15 protein-coding genes are annotated in these 18812 nt (G+C 68.1%); 9 read left to right on the top strand and 6 right to left on the bottom strand.

What is annotated here, in order from left to right; genetic code table 11:
• The first annotated feature begins 109 nt into the window (after window positions 1-109).
• From ggpS to H8F24_RS02125, 6 genes are all read left to right on the top strand, one after another.
• On the top strand, window positions 110-1675 hold the full coding sequence (gene ggpS / locus H8F24_RS02150; protein ID WP_197158837.1) for a glucosylglycerol-phosphate synthase: 1566 nt from the start codon (window positions 110-112) through the stop codon (window positions 1673-1675).
• 32 nt (window positions 1676-1707) lie between these two features.
• Window positions 1708-2967, top strand: a complete 1260-nt coding sequence (locus tag H8F24_RS02145) for an ABC transporter substrate-binding protein (protein WP_370594685.1) — start codon at window positions 1708-1710, stop codon at window positions 2965-2967.
• Entirely contained in the window at window positions 2964-3839 is an 876-nt protein-coding gene (locus tag H8F24_RS02140; RefSeq protein ID WP_197170761.1) for a carbohydrate ABC transporter permease, read from the top strand. Before H8F24_RS02145 ends, H8F24_RS02140 begins: the two co-directional genes overlap by 4 nt.
• 168 nt (window positions 3840-4007) lie before the next feature.
• Window positions 4008-4769: a carbohydrate ABC transporter permease gene (locus tag H8F24_RS02135; protein ID WP_370594699.1), complete on the top strand. Its 762-nt coding sequence runs from the start codon at window positions 4008-4010 to the stop codon at window positions 4767-4769.
• Window positions 4770-4831: 62 nt separating this feature from the next.
• Window positions 4832-5815: an ABC transporter ATP-binding protein gene (locus tag H8F24_RS02130; RefSeq protein WP_197170754.1), complete on the top strand. Its 984-nt coding sequence runs from the start codon at window positions 4832-4834 to the stop codon at window positions 5813-5815.
• A gap of 138 nt (window positions 5816-5953) precedes the next feature.
• Window positions 5954-7573 (top strand): alpha-amylase family protein, encoded by a 1620-nt coding sequence (locus H8F24_RS02125; RefSeq protein ID WP_231598355.1) that lies wholly within the window; start codon window positions 5954-5956, stop codon window positions 7571-7573.
• A gap of 22 nt (window positions 7574-7595) precedes the next feature.
• Here the strand turns inward: H8F24_RS02125 and H8F24_RS02120 are convergent, their stop codons facing one another.
• Window positions 7596-9191: a glycerol-3-phosphate dehydrogenase/oxidase gene (locus tag H8F24_RS02120; RefSeq protein WP_197170750.1), complete on the bottom strand. Its 1596-nt coding sequence runs from the start codon at window positions 9189-9191 to the stop codon at window positions 7596-7598.
• Window positions 9192-9287: 96 nt separating this feature from the next.
• Window positions 9288-10817 (bottom strand): glycerol kinase GlpK, encoded by a 1530-nt coding sequence (gene glpK, locus H8F24_RS02115; RefSeq protein ID WP_197170748.1) that lies wholly within the window; start codon window positions 10815-10817, stop codon window positions 9288-9290.
• Between the two features lie 176 nt (window positions 10818-10993).
• Between glpK and H8F24_RS02110 the strand changes: the two genes are divergently transcribed.
• Window positions 10994-12577, top strand: coding sequence for an ATP-dependent DNA helicase RecQ (locus H8F24_RS02110; protein WP_197170746.1), 1584 nt, complete (start codon window positions 10994-10996; stop codon window positions 12575-12577).
• 24 nt (window positions 12578-12601) lie between these two features.
• Here H8F24_RS02110 and H8F24_RS02105 read toward each other — a convergent pair whose 3' ends face one another.
• Window positions 12602-13906, bottom strand: a complete 1305-nt coding sequence (locus tag H8F24_RS02105; protein ID WP_197158845.1) for a LysM peptidoglycan-binding domain-containing protein — start codon at window positions 13904-13906, stop codon at window positions 12602-12604.
• Window positions 13907-14035: 129 nt separating this feature from the next.
• The gene (locus H8F24_RS02100; RefSeq protein WP_231598039.1) at window positions 14036-15436 is read right to left on the bottom strand and encodes an aldehyde dehydrogenase family protein; all 1401 of its coding nucleotides are present in this window, start codon (window positions 15434-15436) and stop codon (window positions 14036-14038) included.
• A gap of 255 nt (window positions 15437-15691) precedes the next feature.
• On the opposite strand from H8F24_RS02100, the gene H8F24_RS02095 reads away from it, so the two are divergent.
• Window positions 15692-16141, top strand: a complete 450-nt coding sequence (locus H8F24_RS02095; RefSeq protein ID WP_197158846.1) for a glycine zipper 2TM domain-containing protein — start codon at window positions 15692-15694, stop codon at window positions 16139-16141.
• Window positions 16142-16528: 387 nt separating this feature from the next.
• On the opposite strand, the gene H8F24_RS19035 is transcribed toward H8F24_RS02095, so the two are convergent.
• Complete coding sequence (locus H8F24_RS19035) at window positions 16529-16696, bottom strand: hypothetical protein (RefSeq protein ID WP_231598038.1); 168 nt, start codon at window positions 16694-16696, stop codon at window positions 16529-16531.
• 67 nt (window positions 16697-16763) lie between these two features.
• On the opposite strand from H8F24_RS19035, the gene H8F24_RS19030 reads away from it, so the two are divergent.
• Window positions 16764-17132: a histidine kinase dimerization/phospho-acceptor domain-containing protein gene (locus H8F24_RS19030; protein WP_231598037.1), complete on the top strand. Its 369-nt coding sequence runs from the start codon at window positions 16764-16766 to the stop codon at window positions 17130-17132.
• A 48-nt stretch (window positions 17133-17180) separates the two neighbouring features.
• Here the strand turns inward: H8F24_RS19030 and H8F24_RS02085 are convergent, their stop codons facing one another.
• On the bottom strand, window positions 17181-18674 hold the full coding sequence (locus tag H8F24_RS02085; RefSeq protein ID WP_197170743.1) for an IS66 family transposase: 1494 nt from the start codon (window positions 18672-18674) through the stop codon (window positions 17181-17183).
• Window positions 18675-18812: the final 138 nt, after the last annotated feature.

Genomic DNA, 18812 nt, shown 5'->3' with positions numbered 1-18812 from the left:
GCCGATCTCAGGCTCTGTCTATCCAGCCTTCCAGCGCCTTCCGACCAGTCTGTCTGAACCCTGCTGTTCAGTTGTTGAACCAGTTTCGATTCTATTGTCTTTTTTCAACATGACTGTTCTCGATTCAGCTCGCCATCCGGCGAATCCCGCCAGCGAAGGCAGCAGCCCAAGTGGCAGCACCTACGCAAGTGGAGGCATCAACGGCCAGAGCGACTTCGTGCTGGTGTATCATCGCTCGCCCTACGACGAGCAGATCGACGTCGACGGCACCCGCCACTGGGTGGATCAGACCAGTCCGAACGGCATCATTCCCACCCTGCGGAATCTGTTCCGTGAGCAGCCGCGGGGAACCTGGATCGCCTGGCGCAAGGAGGCGGACGAGGGGGTCGTCGTTTCGGATGAGCGTCTGCAGATCCGCGCATCGGTGAATATCACCTTGCGGCGGCTGCCGCTGACCGAGGCGCAGATCTCAAGCTTCTATCATGTGACATCGAAGGAGTCGTTCTGGCCGATCCTGCATTCCTTCCCTGGTTATTTCAGCGTTGATAATTCCGATTGGCAGATTTTTGAGCAGGTGAATGCTTCGTTCGCCAGGGCGGCCTGCGAAGAGGCGGCTCCGGGGGCCACCATCTGGGTGCATGACTACAACCTCTGGCTCGCACCGGCCTTCATTCGGCGTCAGCGGCCGGATGTGCGCATCGCTTTCTTCCATCACACGCCTTTTCCCTCGTGTGATGTGTTCAGCATCCTTCCCTGGCGCGACGCCATCGTCGACAGCCTGCTCTGCTGCGATCTCGTGGGCTTCCACATCCCGCGCTATGCCAATAACTTCGCCCATGCGGCCATTTCCCTGCGCGGCGCCACGGCTGGGGCAGCCGTGGCGGTGGAGGACAAGTTCCGGCGGACCGGCAGTGCCCTCGCTGAACCGATGGCCATCCCCTGGCTGGAGCATCAGGGCCGGCAGGTGCGTCTGGTGTCCTCACCGGTTGGAACCTCCCCCGACCTGATCCGGGCCCTGGCCGACAAGCCGGCGGTGCAGGCCACAGCGCGCACGATCGCCGAACAGCACGAGGGCCGCACCCTGATCCTCTCGGCCTCGCGGGTGGACTACACCAAGGGCAACGAGGAGATGCTGCTCACCTACGAGCGCCTGCTCGAAAACCAGCCCGACTGGCATGGCCGTGTCGAGCTGTTCCTGGCCTGCGTGGCTGCCGCCAGTGGCATGCGCATCTATGACGAGATCCAGCGCTCGGTGGAGGAAGTGGTGGGTCGCATCAATGGCCGCTTCGGCCGGATCGATTGGACACCGGTGCGTTTGTCGACGGTGCGGACGCCCTACGAAGAGTTGGTGGCCTGGTTCGGACAGGCCGACATCTGCTGGATCACCCCGCTGCGGGACGGCCTCAACCTGGTGGCCAAGGAATATGTGGCGGCTCGCCGCGGCCAGGCAGGGGTGCTGGTGCTCTCGGAATTCAGTGGTGCTTCGGTGGAGCTGCAGGACGCCCTGCTCACCAACCCGTATTCGCACCGCAGCATGGATGAGGCGATCGCGGCGGCTCTGGTGATGCCGCTCGAGGAGCAGCGCCGCCGCATGGACGGCATGACCGGCGCCGTGGAGACGTTCACCGTGCAGCACTGGGCTGAGGAGCAGCTGGGCGTTCTGCGGGCCTTGTGACCCGGCCGTCTCGCGAGCTCTGGGCTCGGCGCTTGGCGCTGGCGCTGTTGGCGGCCCTGGTGGTGGCGCTGTTGCTGCCGGTGTCCATCGCCGTGGCCCGGCCCGCGGTCACGATCCGGGTGCTGATGCCGGCGCCCTTCGTCGATGCCACCGCCGCCACGGTGGAGGCCTTCAACCGCAGCCATCCGCGGCTGACCATCGCCGTGACCCGTGGTCCCTTCGAGACCGAATCCGTCTCGGATCTGGCGATCAGCAGCCTGCTGCTGGGCGACAGCCCCTACGACCTGCTGCTGATGGATGTGAGCTGGACGGCCAAGTACGCCGCCGCCGGCTGGTTGTTGCCCCTCGACGATCGGCTCGGTCCCGATCCCCTGGCCGGTGTGGTGTCCGGCGCGCGGCAGGGCAACGTGATCGATGGCCATCTCTGGCGGGTGCCGATGGTGGCCTCGATGGGGCTGCTCTACTGGCGCACCGATCTGATGGAGCGCCCACCCCGGACGCCCGCCGAACTTGTGGCCGTGTCTCAGCAGCTGCAGCAGCAGGGTCGGGTGCGTTGGGGCTTTGTCTGGCAGGGGCGCCAGTACGAGGGCCTGATCTGTGATTTTCTGGAGGTGCTGCACGGCTTTGGCGGTCGCTGGGAGCCGGATCTGACGCCGGGCCTGGGGCTGGAGCAACCCGAGGCGGCGGCAGCGGCGGGCTGGTTGCGGCAGCTGCTCGTCGACGGCATCAGCCCGGCGGCGGTGGCCAATTTCGCTGAACCGGAGACCCTGCAGGCGTTTGAGACCGGCGACGTCGCCTTCATGCGCAACTGGCCCTATGCCTGGAGCGAGCTGCAGAAGCCGGGCAGCCGCGTGGCCGGCAAGGTGGGGGTCACCACCATGGTGGCGGAGCCTGGCCAGTCCCCCGCCGCGACCCAGGGCAGCTGGGGCCTGTCGGTGTTGCGCGGCAGCTCCCATCCCGATCAGGCGGTGGAGGTGCTGCAGGCCCTCACCGGAGCCGACAGCCAGCGCCGGTTGGTGAAGGACTGGGGCAACACCCCCACCCTGACGGCCCTGTTTGAGGATCCGGAGCTGCTGGCCGCCTCCCCAACCCTGCCGGAGCAGCTGCGGGCCCTTGAATACGCCGTTCTGCGGCCGATCACGCCGGCCTACGCTCAGTTGAGCGACATCCTGCAGCGGCAGCTGAGCGATGTGATCACCGGCGGACTGCCGGCCGCTCAGGCCATGGGGCGGGCGGGCCAGGCCAGCACCCTGTTGCTGGAGTCCACCGGTGGAGAGGCGAAGGGGGCATGAGCCGAACGTTGCGCGCCAATCTCGTCACCCTGGCGTTGATCGCCCCGGCGCTGCTGTTGCTGCTGGCGGTGTTCGTCTGGCCGATGGGCTACTACGGCTGGCTGAGTCTGCAGGCCCAGTCGGTGTTCACGGGCCTGGAGCCCGTGCCGGTGGGCCTGGCCAACTGGCAGCGGCTGCTCGGGGACGGCCGCTTCTGGCAGGACGCCGGTCAGACATTGCGCTTCTCCGGCGTTTCCGTGGGACTGGAGCTGCTGCTTGGCCTGGCCATTGCCCTGGTGCTGCATCAGCGCTGGCCGGCACGGGGGGTGGTCAGAAGCCTCACCCTGCTGCCCTGGGCCCTGCCCACCACGGTGATGGCCCTGGGCTGGCGCTGGATCTTCAACGATCCCAACGGGCCGATCAACGGCTTGCTCCAGAGCGTCGGGCTGGCCACGCTGCCCTTTCTGGCGTCTCCCCAGCTCGCCTGGATCGCGGCGGTGGTGGCGGACGTCTGGAAGACGACCCCGTTCGTGGCTCTGGTGTTGCTGGCGGGGTTGCAGATGATCCCCGCCGATCTCTACGAAGCTCTGGCGCTTGAGGGTGGTACCAGTTGGCAGGCCTTGCGGCGCATCACCCTGCCGTTGCTACGGCCCTACATCTTTCTGGTGCTGCTGTTTCGACTCGCCCAGGCCCTGGGCGTGTTTGATCTGATCGCGGTGCTCACCGGCGGTGGGCCAGCGGGCAGCACCGAGAGCCTGGCGGTGTACGCCTATCTCAATGCCATGCGTTTCCTCGATTTCGGCTACAGCGCCACCGTGATGCTGGGCATGTTCCTGCTGTTGCTGCTTTCTGCCCTTCTGCTGTTGCTGTGGCGGCGAGCCGCCGAGGCCTGAACGCCGCTGATCTCCGCCATGACGTCTCCCTCTCGTTCCTCGGATCCCATGCCTGGAGGCCCCATGGCCAGAAGCCCCGTGGCCAGTGGTGCCGGTTCGATTCCCGCCTCAGCCCTTTTCGGCCGAGTCCTGGCGGTGGGGCTGCTGCTGTTCTGGAGCCTCGGGCCGATGGTCTGGCAGCTCTACACGTCGCTGCGCACTCCCGAAGCCCTGCTGGCGGGCTGGGCTGGATTGGCCCGCGGCTGGACGCTGGCGAATTACACCCAGATCCTCACGGGAGATCCTCCCTTCTGGCGCTATCTGCTCAACAGCACCTTGGTGGGCGGTGTCAGCACGCTGCTCACCCTGCTGCTGGCCATCCCCTGCGCCTATGGCCTGGCACGGCGTTCCGGGGCGCTGCGGCTGGTGATGGGGGGCACTCTGCTGGCCACGGCGGTGTTCCCTTACGTGTTGCTGTTCCTGGCCCTGCTGGAGGTGGCCCGTCACTTCGGGCTCGCCAACAACCTGCTGGCGCTCTGCCTGCCCTATGCGGGGTTGTCCCTGCCCCTGGCAGTGCTGTTGTTGCAGGCGGCTTTTGCTGAGCTGCCCCCGGAACTGGAGGAAAGCGCTGTGCTGGAGGGGCTCAGCCTGTTGCAGCGCCTGCGCTGGATCCTGCTGCCGCTGCTCGGTCCGGCGGTGTTCAGCACGGCACTGCTGGTGTTCCTGTTCAGCTGGAATGAGTTCCCCATCGCCCTCACCTGGCTGAGCCGCAGCGAGCTGCTCACCCTGGCGCCGGCCATGGCCCGCATCGCCGGCTCCTCGGTGTACACCGTGCCCTACGGAGCCTTTGCCGCCGCCACGGTGCTGGGCAGCGTGCCGCTGCTGGTGCTGCTACTGGTGTTCCAGCGGCCGATCGTGGCGGGGCTCACCCAGGGGGCGATCAAGGGATGACGACACCTACTCCGGCCACGCCTGCGTCAGTCACGGTGACTGCAGCGACAGCCAGTCCGGCCATGGCTGGCAGCCTGCGGCTTGAGCAGCTGCTGCGGCGGATCGGGACGCGCACGATCGTCGATCATCTCGATCTCACCGTCGCAGGCGGCGATTGCCTGGCGCTGCTGGGCCCCAGTGGATGCGGCAAGAGCAGCATTCTGCGATTGATCGCCGGCCTGGACTGGCCCGATGCGGGGCGGATCCTGCTGGCGGGCCGCGACATCACGACCCTGCCACCGGTGCGGCGTCAGGTGGGCATGGTGTTCCAGAGCTATGCCCTCTATCCGCATCTGAGCGTGGCGCGCAATCTGTCTCTCGGGATGGAGATGCGCGGGGTGGCTCGGGCCACGATCGAGCGCGAGCTGGATCGGGTGTTGGCGCTGCTGCAGCTCGAGGAGCTGCGTGGCCGGCGGCCGGCCGATCTGTCGGGCGGGCAGCGGCAGCGGGTCGCCTTGGCCCGGGCTCTGCTGCGCAGGCCGCAGGTCTTCCTGCTGGACGAGCCGATGAGCAATCTCGATGCCCAGCTGCGCGAGGAACTGCGGCCCCAGCTGCGCACGATCCTCTGCGGCGGCAGTGCCCCGGTGGTGTACGTGACCCATGACCAGCAGGAGGCGATGGGCATCGCCGATCGGATCGCCGTGCTGCGGGACGGCCGCCTGCAGCAGTGCGGCACCCCTCAGCAGCTCTACGAGCAGCCCGCCAACGCCTTTGTGGCCCGCTTCATCGGGCGGCCGGAGATCAATCTGCTTCCCCAGCCCGATGGATCTCTGCTGGGGGTGCGCCCGGAGCATCTTCATCCCGTTGCGGAGGGGGGGATTGCGGCCCGTCTGCTCAGCCGCGAATGGCATGGCGCCAGCCAGCAGCTGCTGTTGTCCACGTCCTACGGACCGTTGCGCTGGGTGTGCAACGGGGATCAGCCGGTGGAGGCTGAGCTGCGCCTGGGCTGGGAGCCCCGGCGGGTCCATCGCTTCGATGGCCGCTCCGGCCTGCGTCTGCCGGACTGATGAGGGCCGCGGTGGCCTGATCGTTCCCGTTCCTGCCCCACGATGTCGCCCCCCTCCTCCCGCCGCAGTCGCAAGGTTCCGCCCAGGCCGCTGGGCCGCGTGCCCCACTGGTGGGAAGGCTGCGTGATCTATCAGCTGATGCCGCGCAGCTTCGCCGACGCGAACGGCGATGGCATCGGTGATCTGGCCGGCATCATCGACAAGTTGCCGTACCTCGAGTGGCTCGGTATTGATGCCATCTGGCTGACGCCCCCCTATCCGTCTCCCTTGCGGGATGGCGGCTACGACATCACCGATTTCACGGCCATCCATCCGGACCTGGGCAGCCTGGACGACTTCCGGCTGCTGCTGGATCGGGCCCATGCCTGCGGTATTCGCCTGATCCTCGATCTGGTGCTCAATCACACCAGCGTGCTGCACCCCTGGTTTCAGCGGGCCCGCTGGGCGGCCCCCGGCACCCCCGAGCGGGAGTTCTTCGTGTGGCGCGACGACGAACGCGGCTACGCCGACGCCCCGGTGCTGTTCCGCCATTTCGAGTCGTCGAACTGGGAATGGGACCCGATGGCGGGCCAGTACTACCTGCATCGCTTCCTGCGTCACCAGCCCGATCTCAACTACGCCAACCCCGCCGTGGAGGAGGCCATGCTGCAGGTGGTCGACTTCTGGCTGGAACAGGGGGTGGATGGCTTCCGCCTCGATGCGGTGCCCTTTCTGTTCGAGGCCGAGCACAGCCGCTGTGAGGGCCTGCCCGAAACCCATGCCTTCCTGCGGCGCCTGCGCTCCCGGGTGGACGCCTGCGGCCGGGATGTGCTGCTGCTGGCGGAGGCGATCCAGCCGGTGCGCGAATCGGCGCCTTACCTGGCGGATGACGAACTCCATGCCGCCTTCGATTTCGCCCTCACGGCCCATCTGTTTGCCGCCGTGGCCCATGGCCGCTGCGACGACTTACTCCACTGCCTCAGCCATGCCCAGGAGATGGTGCCCGGCTGCCGCTGGGCGTTGCCGCTGCGCAACCACGACGAGCTCTGGCTCGGTGACGGTCATCTCGTGGAGCAGAGCGTGATCGAGGCGATCCTCAACGGCTTCCCGGAAGGGCGCGACCACTGGCTCAACTGGGGCATCAACCGTCGGCTCGCCCCCCTGCTGAATGGCGATCCCCGGCCCAACACCCTGCTGCATGGCCTGCTCTACAGCCTGCCCGGCCTGCCCTGCCTCTACTACGGCGATGAACTGGGCATGGGCGACTGGCCGGGGCTGCGGGACCGCGACGCCAACCGCACGCCGATGGCCTGGACCCGTGCCCCCAACGGCGGCTTTTCGACGGCTCCCGACCCGTTGCTGGTGCTGCCGCCGATCACGGCGCCGGGCTTCGACTACCGCATGGTGAACGTGGAGGTGCAGCAACAGCTCTCCGGCTCCCTGCTCAACTGGCATCACCGCATGCTCACCAGCCGGCGGCTGCTGCCGGCCCTGCGCCATGGCGACGTGGTGTGGCTTGAGAGCGGCCATCCCGGCGTTCTTTGTTATGCCCGCCATTGCCCCGAGTGCCAGGACGGGGACGCCCCCCAGCCATCGATGACCGTGGTGGTGGCGGCGAACGTGTCGTCTGCCGGTGCGTCCACCCAGCTGGAACTGGGGCGCTGGCAGGGCAGCCGCATGCGCGACACCCTCTGGGGCTGCGAATTCCCGGCGGCCAGCGACGCCTGGTTCGTGTATCTGCCCGCCTATGGCTTCTTCTGGTGGCTGGTGGGGGAGTGAGGCAGGCGGCTGGTCCCCAGCCCTATGACCCTGCGTGCACACCCTCCTCGTCCAGCAGCTGTCGCACCGGCTCCTTCAGCCGTTCCGCTTCGGCGGTGTCCACGAAGGCGAGGCGGCAGCGCCGCGCCAGCACGTCCTCAGGGTCGCGCACCCATTCGTGGCGGGCCATGTGGCGCACCTCCGCGGCTGTGAGCGGAATCACGCTGCTGAGCGGTTCCCGTTCCGCGGCATGGGAGGCGCAGGCCAGTACGGCCTCCGCCTCCAGCCCGTGGCTGGCCAGCAGATGGGCGCTCAAGCCGGCGGCCCCGGCTGGACCGAGCTGCTCCTGAAGGGTTTCCGTGAGCCTCTGCCGCAGGGCGGCGAGCCCGGTTGTGGTCTGGGCGGCAGCGGTGGCGCTGCCGACGATCGGCGCGGCCTTGGGGGCCGGCAGGGTCTGACCCAGTTCGGCGGTCACGGCGGCGAGCGCCTCCAGCGCCATCGTGCGGCAGGTGGTCCACTTCCCCCCCAGCACGCTGACCAGTCCGCAGGGCAGGCGCTCGACGCTGTGCTCCCGCACCACGCCGGCGGTGCTGGTGGCGGCCTCATCCGGCAGCAGCAGCGGCCGTCCGCCGGCCCAGCGGCTGCTCACCTGCGGGCTCTGAACCGATGGGAACCAGCGGCGCACATAGTCGAGCAGATAGGCCTCCCCTTCTGGGCTGGGCTGCTCGGCAGCGGCGGCGGGGCAGGCGGTGTCGGTGGTGCCCACCAGCGTGCGCCCGAAGAACGGCAGCATGAACAGGACCCGGCCGTCGTCGGTGGAGGGCACCAGCAGGCCGGTGCCGGCGGGACACAGGGCCTGCTCCAGGACCAGGTGCATGCCGCGACTCACCTGCAGCCGTGATGGCAGATCCGGCGCCGCCAGGCGCCGCACGGCGTCGGCGCCGATGCCGGCGGCATTGACCACCACCCGAGCCTCCACCTGGCAGCGCTGGCCGTCGGCTGCCTCCAGCACCGCGCCGCAGAGCCGGCCGTTCTTCTGCAGCAGCTCCACCACCGGCGTGTGGGGCCGCACCAGGGCCCCGTGGCGTGCGGCGGTTCGGGCGATCAGCAGATTCAGCCGCGCATCGTCGAACTGCCCGTCGCTGTAGAGCACGCCGCTGTGGCCAGGTGCCAGATCCGGCAGCAGCCGCTGCACCTCCTTCGCCTGGGCGCAGCGGCTGGCGCCGATCGATTCCCGGCCTGCCAGGAGGTCGTAGAGCCCCAGACCGATGGCGTAATAGGCCTGTGCCAGTGGTTGACGGGTGGGCAGCAGCAGCTCCAGCCGATGGGCCAGGAAGGGCACGGCCTTGAGCCAGTGGCCCCGTTCCGCCAGGGCTTCGCGCACCAGCCGCAGCTGACGCCGACCCAGGGTGCGGAAGGCCAGCTCCAGGTAGCGCACACCGCCGTGCAGCAACTTGGTGCTGCGGCTGCTGGTGCCGCTGGCGATGTCGCGGGCATCCACGAGGGCCACGGACAGGCCGCGGCGCACGGCCTCCAGGGCGAGGGTGGCTCCGGTGGCGCCGGCCCCGATCACCAGCAGGTCGTAGGGACCGGTCAGCGAACTCGCGTCTGGATCGATGGGCGGACGGTCGCTCGGCATGGGGATGGGGAAGGACGGGATGTCGGGAGACAGCGCGGCTGCGTGGCCGTGGTGAGGGGGCTGCGCTGGCCAGAGCCGTTCGGTGGCTTGCTTCGCTCAGCTCTGATCGTGTTCATGGTCTTGATCTGCCCAGCCCAGGCTGCGGCGTACCGCCTCGTGCCAGCGCTGCCGCCAATGGTGGCGCTGCTCCGGCGTCAGCTGCGGCTGGAAGCATCGGGGGGGGGGCTCGCCGGGCACCTGATTCCAGGCCTCCAGTCCAGGCACCACCCCGGCCATCACCCCCGCGAGCAAGGCCACACCGCGGCTGGTGCTCTCCAGGTCTGAGCGGCGGTACACCGTCAGGCCGGTGCTGTCGGCCTGGGCCTGCAGCAGCGGATCGGAAGCCGCCGCACCGCCATCGGCCACCAGGTTCTGCAGGGGGGCGTTCAGGGCGTCGCCGGCCAGTTCCACCAGGGTGGCCACCGCCAGGGCAATGCCCTCCAGTGCCGCCCGGGCCACATGGCCGCGGCTGGTGTCGCGACCCAGACCGATCATCAGGCCGCGGGCGAAGGGATCCCAGTGGGGCGTCCCCCAGCCCGTGAAGGCGGGCACCAGCATGAGGCCGCCACTGTCCGGCACGGAGGCCGCCAGGGCATTCACCTCCTCGGTCTGCTCAATCAGGCCGAGGCCATCCCGCAGCCACTGGATCACGGTGCCGGCGTTGAGCAGGCTGCCCTCGAGGCAGTAGGTGGGACTGCTCCCGGGCATGCTCCAGCCCCAGGTGCTGAGCAGGCCCTGGCTGGAGCGGCGGATCTCATGGCCGGTGTTGCTCACCAGGAAGGCGCCGGTGCCGTAGGTGCACTTGGCGGCGCCGGGCTGCAGGCAGCCCTGGCCCAGGGTTGCCGCCTGCTGGTCTCCCAGCACCGCCTGGACCGGAACCCCCGCGAAGGGCAACCCGGCCGCGATCGTGGTGAAGGCGTCGCCGCTTTGGTGCAGCTCCGGCAGGGCCTCTGGCGGAATTCCCAGCACTGCGCACAGCTCTGGATCCCAGCAGCCCCGTTCCAGGTCCATCAGCAGGGTGCGGCTGGCGTTGCTGCGGTCGGTGGCATGACAGTGGCCGCCGCTGAGGCGCCAGAGCAGCCAGCTGTCCACCGTGCCGAAGCAGAGGTTGCCGTTGGCGGCGGCCGAGGCGGCGGCGGCCTGGTGCTGCAGCAGCCAGACGATCTTGCTGGCACTGAAGTAGGGGTCCACCAGCAGCCCGGTGCGCTGCCTCAGCAGTGTCTCCAGCCCCTCCTGCCTCCAGTGGCTGCAGATCCCGGCGGTGCGCCCGTCCTGCCACACGATCGCCGGCCCCAGCAAGGCGCCGCTCTGGCGCTCCCACAGGAGGGTGGTTTCGCGCTGATTGGCGATGCCGGCCGCCACGACCGCCCGCCGCTGTTCCGGGGTGAGGGCCTGCTCCAGTTGCTGCAGGGCCGTGAGCTGGCTGATCCAGATCTCCTCCCCGTCCTGCTCCACCCAGCCATCGGCGGGGTAGCGACAGGTCAGGGGGGCGCTGCAGCAGAGCAGCCTCTGGCCGCTGGCGGTGTGGAGCGTGGCCCGGGAGCTGGTGGTTCCCTGATCGAGGGTGAGCAGGAGCGGTTCGGCCATGCTGGTGTCACCGTTCGCGTCCCTTGAACCGTGGTAGCGGCGGGACCCTGGGTTCTGCAGGGAATCGATCAGGAATCGATGGGCTTTGCAACGGTCGCTCAGGCACCTCGCTCAGGCCCTGGTTCAGGCCCCTGCCGGAGGGCGGCGGTAGCCTGTGTCACGGCTGAGCGGTGGCGATGGACACCATCCGGGCGGAGACGGCCGCAGGCGCCGCAGGTTCGATCGCTGCAACCGCCGCCGCAACTGCTGAAACGGCCCCGGACCCCCTCACCGCCACCCTGGCGCGTCATTTCGGCTGGTCCAGCTTCAGGCCCGGGCAACGGCCTGTGGTGGAGGCCCTGCTGGCCGGACGCGATTGCCTGGCGGTGTTGCCGACCGGGGGCGGCAAGTCGCTCTGTTTTCAGCTGCCGGCCCTGGTCCGAGGTGGCCTGGTGCTGGTCATTTCCCCCCTGGTGGCCCTGATGCAGGACCAGGTCGACCAGTTGCAGCGCCGCGGCATTGCGGCGGCCAGCCTGCACGGTGGAGTCTCCCTGCCGGAGCGGCGGGCACTGCTGCAGCGCTTGCGGGACAACAGGCTGCGGCTGCTCTATCTCGCCCCCGAACGGCTGCAGGGGGAGGCCAGCCGTCAGCTGCTCGATGAGGTGATGGGCACGGGCCGGGTGGTGGCCCTGGCGGTGGACGAGGCCCACTGCATCAGTGCCTGGGGCCACGATTTCCGGCCCGATTACCGCCGGCTGGGCCAGTTGCGGCAGCTCTGTCCCGGCGTTCCCCTGGTGGCCCTCAGTGCCACGGCGGCGCCCCAGGTGCGGGCCGACATCATCCGGCTGCTGCGGCTGCAGCGCCCCTTGATTCAGGTGCGTTCCGCCCGGCGCAACAACCTGGCCTACGCCATGCAGCGTCGCCGGGCCGATCCGTTGCCGCTGCTGCTGGAGGCGGTGCAGCAGGCCCGTGGCGCGGTGCTGATCTATGCCCGCACCCGCCGCTCCGTGGAGCAGTGGGCCGAGCGGCTGACGCTGGCGGGAGTGGAAGCGATCGCGTATCACGCCGGCATGGATCCGGAGAGTCGCCAGCTGGCGCTGGAGCATTTCCAGCGCTCCCCCCAGCCGGTGCTGGTGGCCACGATGGCGTTCGGCATGGGGGTGGATCGGCCCGATGTGGGCCTTGTGCTCCATCTCGATCTGCCCGCCAGTCCGGAGGGCTACCTGCAGGAATCGGGCCGGGCCGGCCGCGACGGTCTGCCAGCCCGCTGTCTGGTGCTGTTTGATCCGATCGATCGCACCAGCCTCGGCTGGGCCATCCGGGCCTCCACCCAGCAGGACCGGGGTGGGGTGTCAGGGTCGGGCCGCGAGCCTGAGGATCAGCGGGCGGAGCTGGCCCAGCGGCAGTTACGCCGCATGGAGGCGGTGGCGGAGGGGGAGGGTTGTCGCGAGCAGGCGTTGCTGATGGCGGTGGGAGAGATCAGCCATCCCTGCGGCCGCTGTGACAATTGCCTGGAGAAGCCCTCCCGGCAGGATTGGTCGGAGCCGGCGGTGCGTCTGCTCGGGGCTCTGCAGGAACGGCGGGGCCGGGATCTGCGCAGCCTGGTGGAAGACCTGGCCGAGGCCCATGGGGAGCCGGAGGACCGGTGGGCCTGGCTGGTGCGGCGGCTGGTGCAGGAGGAGCTGATCCACGAAAGTGACGACGGATCGCAGCGCCTGTGGCTGCGGGTCAGCGGCGAACATTTCCTGCGGGAGCCCTGGCCCCTCCCCTGGGCCGGCTGACGCGGATCGGCGGTTCAGGTCAGATCAGCTGGTGCGGGTCTTGCAAAGGTCGGTGATCAGCTGCTGTTCGAACTCGCTCTGGGGTGGGTCCCAGCTCTTCCACTGCCCCGACTGGCCGGTGGCGTTGAGCCGGCGTGCCGAACAGTTGATGGCCAGGTAGAGCGGCTGTCCCTCGCCATTGAGGCTGGGGGTCACGAAACTGCCGCCCATCGGTTGCCAGTTGGCCCAGTCCACCTGCAACGGCCCGTAGGTGCGCCAGTCCGGTTGGGATGGCTTTGCGGCGGCGGTTGCCGTTGTGGCCTTGGCCTGGATGGGTTGGGCGGCGGCAGGCTTCGCCGGGACTGGTTTCACTGCTGGAGTGGCAGTGGCGACCTGGGCTGCGGGTGCTGGCTGTGCAGCAGGAGCCTGTTGTGCTGCAGCGACAGGTTGTGACGCCGAGACCGGTTTTGCGGTGGCCGTGGAGGCGCTGGTCGTCTGTGGGCTGGTGCTGGCCTGGGAGGCCGGTGGTCTGGGGGCGGCGGCTGGTCGGGGCGCAGCCGGTTTGGGAGCGGGAGCGGCCGTGCCCTTGAGGCGCAGGCGGCTGCCTGCTTCCACGTGGTTGGGATCGGTGATCCGGTTGATGGCCACCAGGTTGGTCAGACTGATGCCATAGCCATCGGCGATCTGCGACAGGCTTTCGCCGCTGCGCACCACGTGTTCGCTGGCCTTGCGGTCATAGGTGCGAGCTGGAGCGGCGGGTTTTGCGGTGGCCTTGGTGACGGGTTTGGCGGGCAACACCAGCCTGGTGCCGGCCTCGACCCGATCGGGATCGGCCAGGCGATTGAGTTGCAGCAATCGGCTCACGGAGGTGCCGTGGCGATCGGCGATTTCTGAGAGGGTCTCACCCGGCTGCACGCTGATGCTGCTTCCAGCCGGAGGCGGCGCTGCGCTGCTGGAGCCGCTGCGGCTGGTGGTTGACGACAAGGCCAACCGGCGACCTGCTTCCACATGGTCGGCATTGCGGATGCCGTTGATCTGCATCAACCTGCTCAGGCTCACGCCATGGCGATCCGCGATTTCCGAGAGGCTCTCTCCTGGTTTCACGGTCACGCTGCCGCCACTGGCGGTGCTTCGCCCTGTCGATGGAGCGCTGGGTACGGTCAGCCGCCGGCCAGCTTCCACCTGATCGGCATTGCGGATACCGTTGATCTGCATCAGCCGCGTGAGGCTGATGCCGTGACGGCTGGCGATTTCGGACAGGGTTTCGCCCGGTTTGACCACCACCTCAGCCGCGAGCGACGGCATCGGCAGGGCCAGCGCGAGAACCAGGGCAGCGAGGGGGCGCCGCATGGCTGCACCAGAAACTGGCGGCACCTTAAGGGTCCCACCCGGTTCCGCCCAGTCCCAGGATTGATCACGTCTGCTGATCGTGAGATTGGCGGCTCAGCCTGCGTCTGCCTGCACAGCGCCGATCAGGCCCTATCCCATCAGCCGGCGTAGCCGGGCCAGCTTGTCGCCGTAGGGGGCGTAGCGAGCGGGCAGATCCAGCCAGAACGGACGCCGCAGCACGCTGCGGCGATGGGAAAAGGTGAGGAAGCCGCTTTCGCCGTGATAGCTGCCCATGCCGCTTGCCCCCACGCCGCCGAAGGGGAGATCGGGGATGCCCGCCTGCAACACCACATCGTTGAAGCACACCCCGCCGGAGCTGCTGCAGGCCAGCACCTTCTCCTGGCTGGCGGTGTCTTTGCTGAACAGGTAGAGGGCAAGGGGGCGAGACCGTCGGCGTACCAGGGTGAGAGCCTCCTCCAGATCCTCCACCGAAAGCACGGGCAGGATCGGGCCGAAGATCTCGTCCTGCATCAGCGGATCGTCCGGTCCGTTCACGGCCACCAGGGTGGGCTCGATCCGGCGATTGCCAGCATCGCTGCGGCCCCCCACCAGCACCTGGCCGCGGCTGCGGGCACCCTGCAGCAACGCCTCCAGCCGCTCGAACTGGGTGGCATTGATGATCCGGCCGAGGTCGGGGCTGGCCAGTGGATCGCTGCCATAGAGCTGGGTGATCGCCGCACTGATGCCCTGCAGCAGGGCCTCTCGCACGGGGGCCTGCACCAGCAGGTAGTCAGGGGCGATGCAGGTCTGGCCGGCGTTGAGTCCCTTGCCCCAGGCCAGCCGCCGGGCCGTGATCGCCAGGTCGGCGTTGGCCAGCACGATTGCCGGACTCTTGCCGCCGAGCTCCAGGGTCACCGGCGTGAGGTGCTGGGCTGCGGCGCCCATCACCAGCCGCCCCACCCGTTCGCCGCCGGTGAAGAAGATGTGATCAAAGCGTTCCTGCAGCAGGCGCGCAGCCACCGCGCCATCACCGAGTACCACCTGCACCACGGTGGGATCGAAGGTGTGCTCGATCAGGGTCGCGATCAGGGCCGCCGTATGGGGAGCGTGCTCGGAGGGCTTGAGCACCACACTGTTGCCGGCGGCCAGGGCGCTCACCAGCGGATGCAGGCAGAGCTGGAATGGATAGTTCCAGGGACCGATGATCAACACACAGCCCAGCGGTTCGGCCTGCCACCAGGCGCGCCCGGGTTTGATCGAAACGGGCGTCGCTACGCGATGGGGGGCCATCCAGCGCCGCAGCTGGCGCTTGCACAGCTTCAGTTCCTGCCGCACGGCCACCAGCTCGAAGAACCCCTCCACGGCGGGTTTGCCCAGATCGGCCGCCAGCGCGTCCAGCACCTCCTCTTCGTGGGTGGCGAGGAGGCGTTCCAGCCGTTCCAGCTGCTGCAGCCGCCAGGTTGCGGGCCGGGTGTCACCCCGCTCCACCGGTTCGCGCATCGAGGCCACGGGCACGGCCAGGGGTGATGGGACCGCGGTGCGGTTGGTCATGGCGGCGCTGGGGAGTGGCGGGAACGGCCCGGCGCGCGGGCGTGCTTCCACGCTGGCAAATCGCTGACGCCGATGCATTCATCGGCCTGCGGCGAGGCACAGCGGCGCAGGGCAGCCGCGCAGGGCAGTTGCATCTGGTCAGAACCCCTGGGGTTGCGGTCACAGCCCTGCAATCCGGGCTTGCTTCCGTAGGGGCGTGCTGGAGGGAGGCCTGGCAGAGCCGGCCTTTCTCCAGGTCCTCCTCACATGTTCACCATGACGACATTCATCACCAGCGCATCCATCACCGGCGCATCCATCGCTGCTCCTTCCACCACCGGCAATGCCTCCGCGCTCCGCCGTGCCCGGTCTCTCCGCTGGCTTGGCCTGGCGGCTGTGGCCACGGCACTGTTCAGCCCACTGGCGGCCACCGCGGCTCCCTGGGACTGGGGCTATGGCCGCCCCGCCCCGCTCCCTCCCGTTCCCCAGCCCAGCCAGCGGTGGGGTGAGACCGCCCAGGTGTATGGCCCTGATCCGGTGGTGGAGCAGGCCCAGCTGGATCAACGTTGCAATGTGGGCCGTCTGGTGGGCGGCCTGGTGGGCGGCGGCGTCGGCTATGCAGCCTCGCGCGACGACGGCCGTACCTGGGCCGTCCCCCTGGGTGCACTGCTGGGGTCCCAGATGGGCTGCCAGGTGGGTAGCGGTCGCGGTCCCACCCTCTGGTGAAGCCGCTCGACAACATCTGCGCGCGCCATCCCTTCGGTTAGGGATGGCTTTGTCTGCCTGGGGCCTCCCCGCACACCACGGCTAAGCTGATCGGAGAGATCGAACGGGTAGGCGTGATCAACGCGATCATCGACCGGCGATCAGCGCGTTCCGGGGATCGGCGTCCCCCCGCTTGAGCGTTTTGGAGGATCCCCAGAGACTGATCTCGACGCTGCGTTCCACCCTGGGGCGGATGGAAGCGGCCCTCGGTGTGGTGCAAGAGGGTCTGGTCTTCACTGACTCACAGGGCGTTGTCGAATGGACCAATGCTCCGTTCGAGCGCTTCGTCGACCGGCTCCGGCTTCAGTGCCTGGGCGTCCCGCTGATCCAGCTGTTGCCGGCCCGCTATCAACTCGGTGATGCTGAACCGTTGCCGTTGTTGCCGTTGTTGCCGTTCTGGACGTTGGACAGCAACGGAACAGTGACCTGGGAGATGACCACAGCGCCGCCACGCCGTGTCATCGAGGTGTCCTGGGCCACGGTGATCCTGCCGGGCCAGAGTTCCTTGATCTTCACCTTCCGGGATCAGAGCACCATTGTTCAAGCCCGGGAGCGCTTGATCGCAGCCAGGGATGATCTGGAGATGCAGGTGGAGCTGCGCACCCGTGAGCTCAAGGCGTCGAGGGATGAAGCGATGGCGGCCAATGAGGCGAAAACCCGATTTCTGGCCAGCATGAGCCATGAGATTCGGACGCCGATGAATGTGGTGATCGGCATGACGGAGCTGCTGATGCACACCGATCAGGATGAGCAGCAGCGCGAGCTGACCCAGTCGATCCAGCGGAGCGGTGAGCATCTGCTTGGCCTGATCAACAACATTCTCGACCTTTCCTGCATTGAAGCCGGGCGCTTGAAGCTGGCGTTAAGGCGATTCGATCTCCACCTGTTGATCAAGGATTGTGGTATCCGTTCAGGGGCCGTGACGCAGCCGCGCAGCATTCACCGCCCTTGATCGCTGATCACCAAGCGACCACAGACACCACGATCGATGACGGCCGGCTCAGGGATTCGGCAACAGCGATGGCATCTCACCGCCGCGATGATGGGCGATCAAGGCCTGCTCCAGGAACTGCCAGATATCACGGCCCTGTTGCCGCAGGCTGGTGGTGACCGTGAGCAACCTGCTGCGGCAGATTGCACCCTGGCGGGATTGGACGCCATGGCTGATCTTGCGCTGAATCACCGAATGGCGCAGGGCACGCTCGGCTGCGTTGTTGGTGGGCTCGATCCCTTCAATCTCCAGGAAGGTCCAGAGGCCATCGCTCACTTGCAGCAACTGATGGCAGGTACGCACCGTCTTGGCCCACGGCGTTCGCTCGCCGCGCTGGCAGCCCAGCTCCACAACCCGATGCAGCGTGCCCACAAACGCCTGGCGGATCGGCCGACAGCCCTGCTGCAACGTGGACCAGTCGATCGTTCCGTCTTTGTAGCGGTGCCACTGGGCAAACAGCTGCTGCTGCAGGCCCAGCAGCTCCGCTCCAATCTCACCGCTGGCGCCCTGACGGTCAGCGATGGCAGTGAGATCGCGGATCACGTGCGCCCAGCACAGCTGGCGCTGCTCCAGCGGGAGATGGTTGTAGGCGGAGAAGCGGTCGCTCACCACAATTCCGCCAAAGGCATTCCCGAGCAGGTCGATCGCGGCGGCAGCCGAGCGGCTCAGGCTCTGCAAGAACACTGTCACCCCCATGGCGGTCACCATGACCCACTCCCAGCCGCGCCGGCCATCGGGGTTGCCCCCATCGGCATTACCGGTAGGGGCACCGGTTTCATCGACATAGACCACCGACTGCTGACGGGCAAACGCAAGGGCCTCCTGCATGGGCTGCTCCAGTGCTGCACTCAAGCGCTGGCGGATAGTGGCCATCGCTCCCCGGCTGATCTGTACCCCCAGCAGCTGATCCAGCAGCGCCTGGGTCTTGCTGAAACTCAACGGGAAGGCACTACCCAGCAGACCCACCAGAGCACTGAGCCGGGGACCGTAATGGCTTACTTCCACCTCCGCCGGTAACGAGGCACAGGTGCTGGTGGAACAGCAGGGGCAGACCAGGCGGTGCAGCCGGTGCTCGATCACCAGAGGCGTGATCGGTGGAATCTCGATCACCTGGTGCCTCAAGGGCTCGGGATCCTGACCCTGTAGCAACGTGCCGCAGCGGCGGCAGGCCTGGGGGTGGTGCTCGACCACCTCATCCACCCGCTCGATCGGCAGCAGCTCCGGCCCAGATCCGGGATGGCCCGGCTGGCCGCCGCGCTTGCGGCCACTGCCCTTGCGTCGTTCGGGCGGCCTAAACCCCTGGCCATCACTGGAGGGAGGCTTGGAAGAATTGCGGGAGCTGCGGCCGATCCGCTCGCGCAGATGGGCCAGTTCGGTCGCCAGGGCGGTGAGCTGGACGCGGAGCTGCACCATCTCCTCCTGTTGAGCCAGGATGAACTCCCTGGCACCAGCTGGCCACGACAACCAGTCCACCTCGGAAATGCCAGCAGGAGGGGCGCCCATCTCAAGCAGTCTCTGCCTGAGATGCAAACGGGAATCAGGACGCCGTCAAGGGTTCAGCAGAGACGATGTTCGCCGCGTGCTGTCCCGACCCCTGAATGCTTACGGATTGTGAGACTTTATTTCGTCAGGCGGCTGATG

The organism is Synechococcus sp. CBW1002 (assembly GCF_015840915.1).
In the GTDB taxonomy this organism is placed as follows: Bacteria; Cyanobacteriota; Cyanobacteriia; order PCC-6307; family Cyanobiaceae; genus CBW1002.
The sequence above is the reverse complement of the archived record's forward strand: the minus strand, read 5'-3'. Positions and strand labels throughout refer to the sequence as shown.

Coding starts and splice junctions, on each gene's coding strand:
- ggpS (WP_197158837.1), top strand. CDS start 110: ATGACTGTTCTCGATTCAGCTCGCCATCCGGCGAATCCCGCCAGCGAA.
- H8F24_RS02140 (WP_197170761.1), top strand. CDS start 2,964: ATGAGCCGAACGTTGCGCGCCAATCTCGTCACCCTGGCGTTGATCGCC.
- H8F24_RS02135 (WP_370594699.1), top strand. CDS start 4,008: ATGGTCTGGCAGCTCTACACGTCGCTGCGCACTCCCGAAGCCCTGCTG.
- H8F24_RS02130 (WP_197170754.1), top strand. CDS start 4,832: ATGGCTGGCAGCCTGCGGCTTGAGCAGCTGCTGCGGCGGATCGGGACG.
- H8F24_RS02125 (WP_231598355.1), top strand. CDS start 5,954: ATGCCGCGCAGCTTCGCCGACGCGAACGGCGATGGCATCGGTGATCTG.
- H8F24_RS02120 (WP_197170750.1), bottom strand. CDS start 9,191: ATGCCGAGCGACCGTCCGCCCATCGATCCAGACGCGAGTTCGCTGACC.
- glpK (WP_197170748.1), bottom strand. CDS start 10,817: ATGGCCGAACCGCTCCTGCTCACCCTCGATCAGGGAACCACCAGCTCC.
- H8F24_RS02110 (WP_197170746.1), top strand. CDS start 10,994: ATGGACACCATCCGGGCGGAGACGGCCGCAGGCGCCGCAGGTTCGATC.
- H8F24_RS02105 (WP_197158845.1), bottom strand. CDS start 13,906: ATGCGGCGCCCCCTCGCTGCCCTGGTTCTCGCGCTGGCCCTGCCGATG.
- H8F24_RS02100 (WP_231598039.1), bottom strand. CDS start 15,436: ATGACCAACCGCACCGCGGTCCCATCACCCCTGGCCGTGCCCGTGGCC.
- H8F24_RS02095 (WP_197158846.1), top strand. CDS start 15,692: ATGACGACATTCATCACCAGCGCATCCATCACCGGCGCATCCATCGCT.
- H8F24_RS19030 (WP_231598037.1), top strand. CDS start 16,764: ATGCAGGTGGAGCTGCGCACCCGTGAGCTCAAGGCGTCGAGGGATGAA.
- H8F24_RS02085 (WP_197170743.1), bottom strand. CDS start 18,674: ATGGGCGCCCCTCCTGCTGGCATTTCCGAGGTGGACTGGTTGTCGTGG.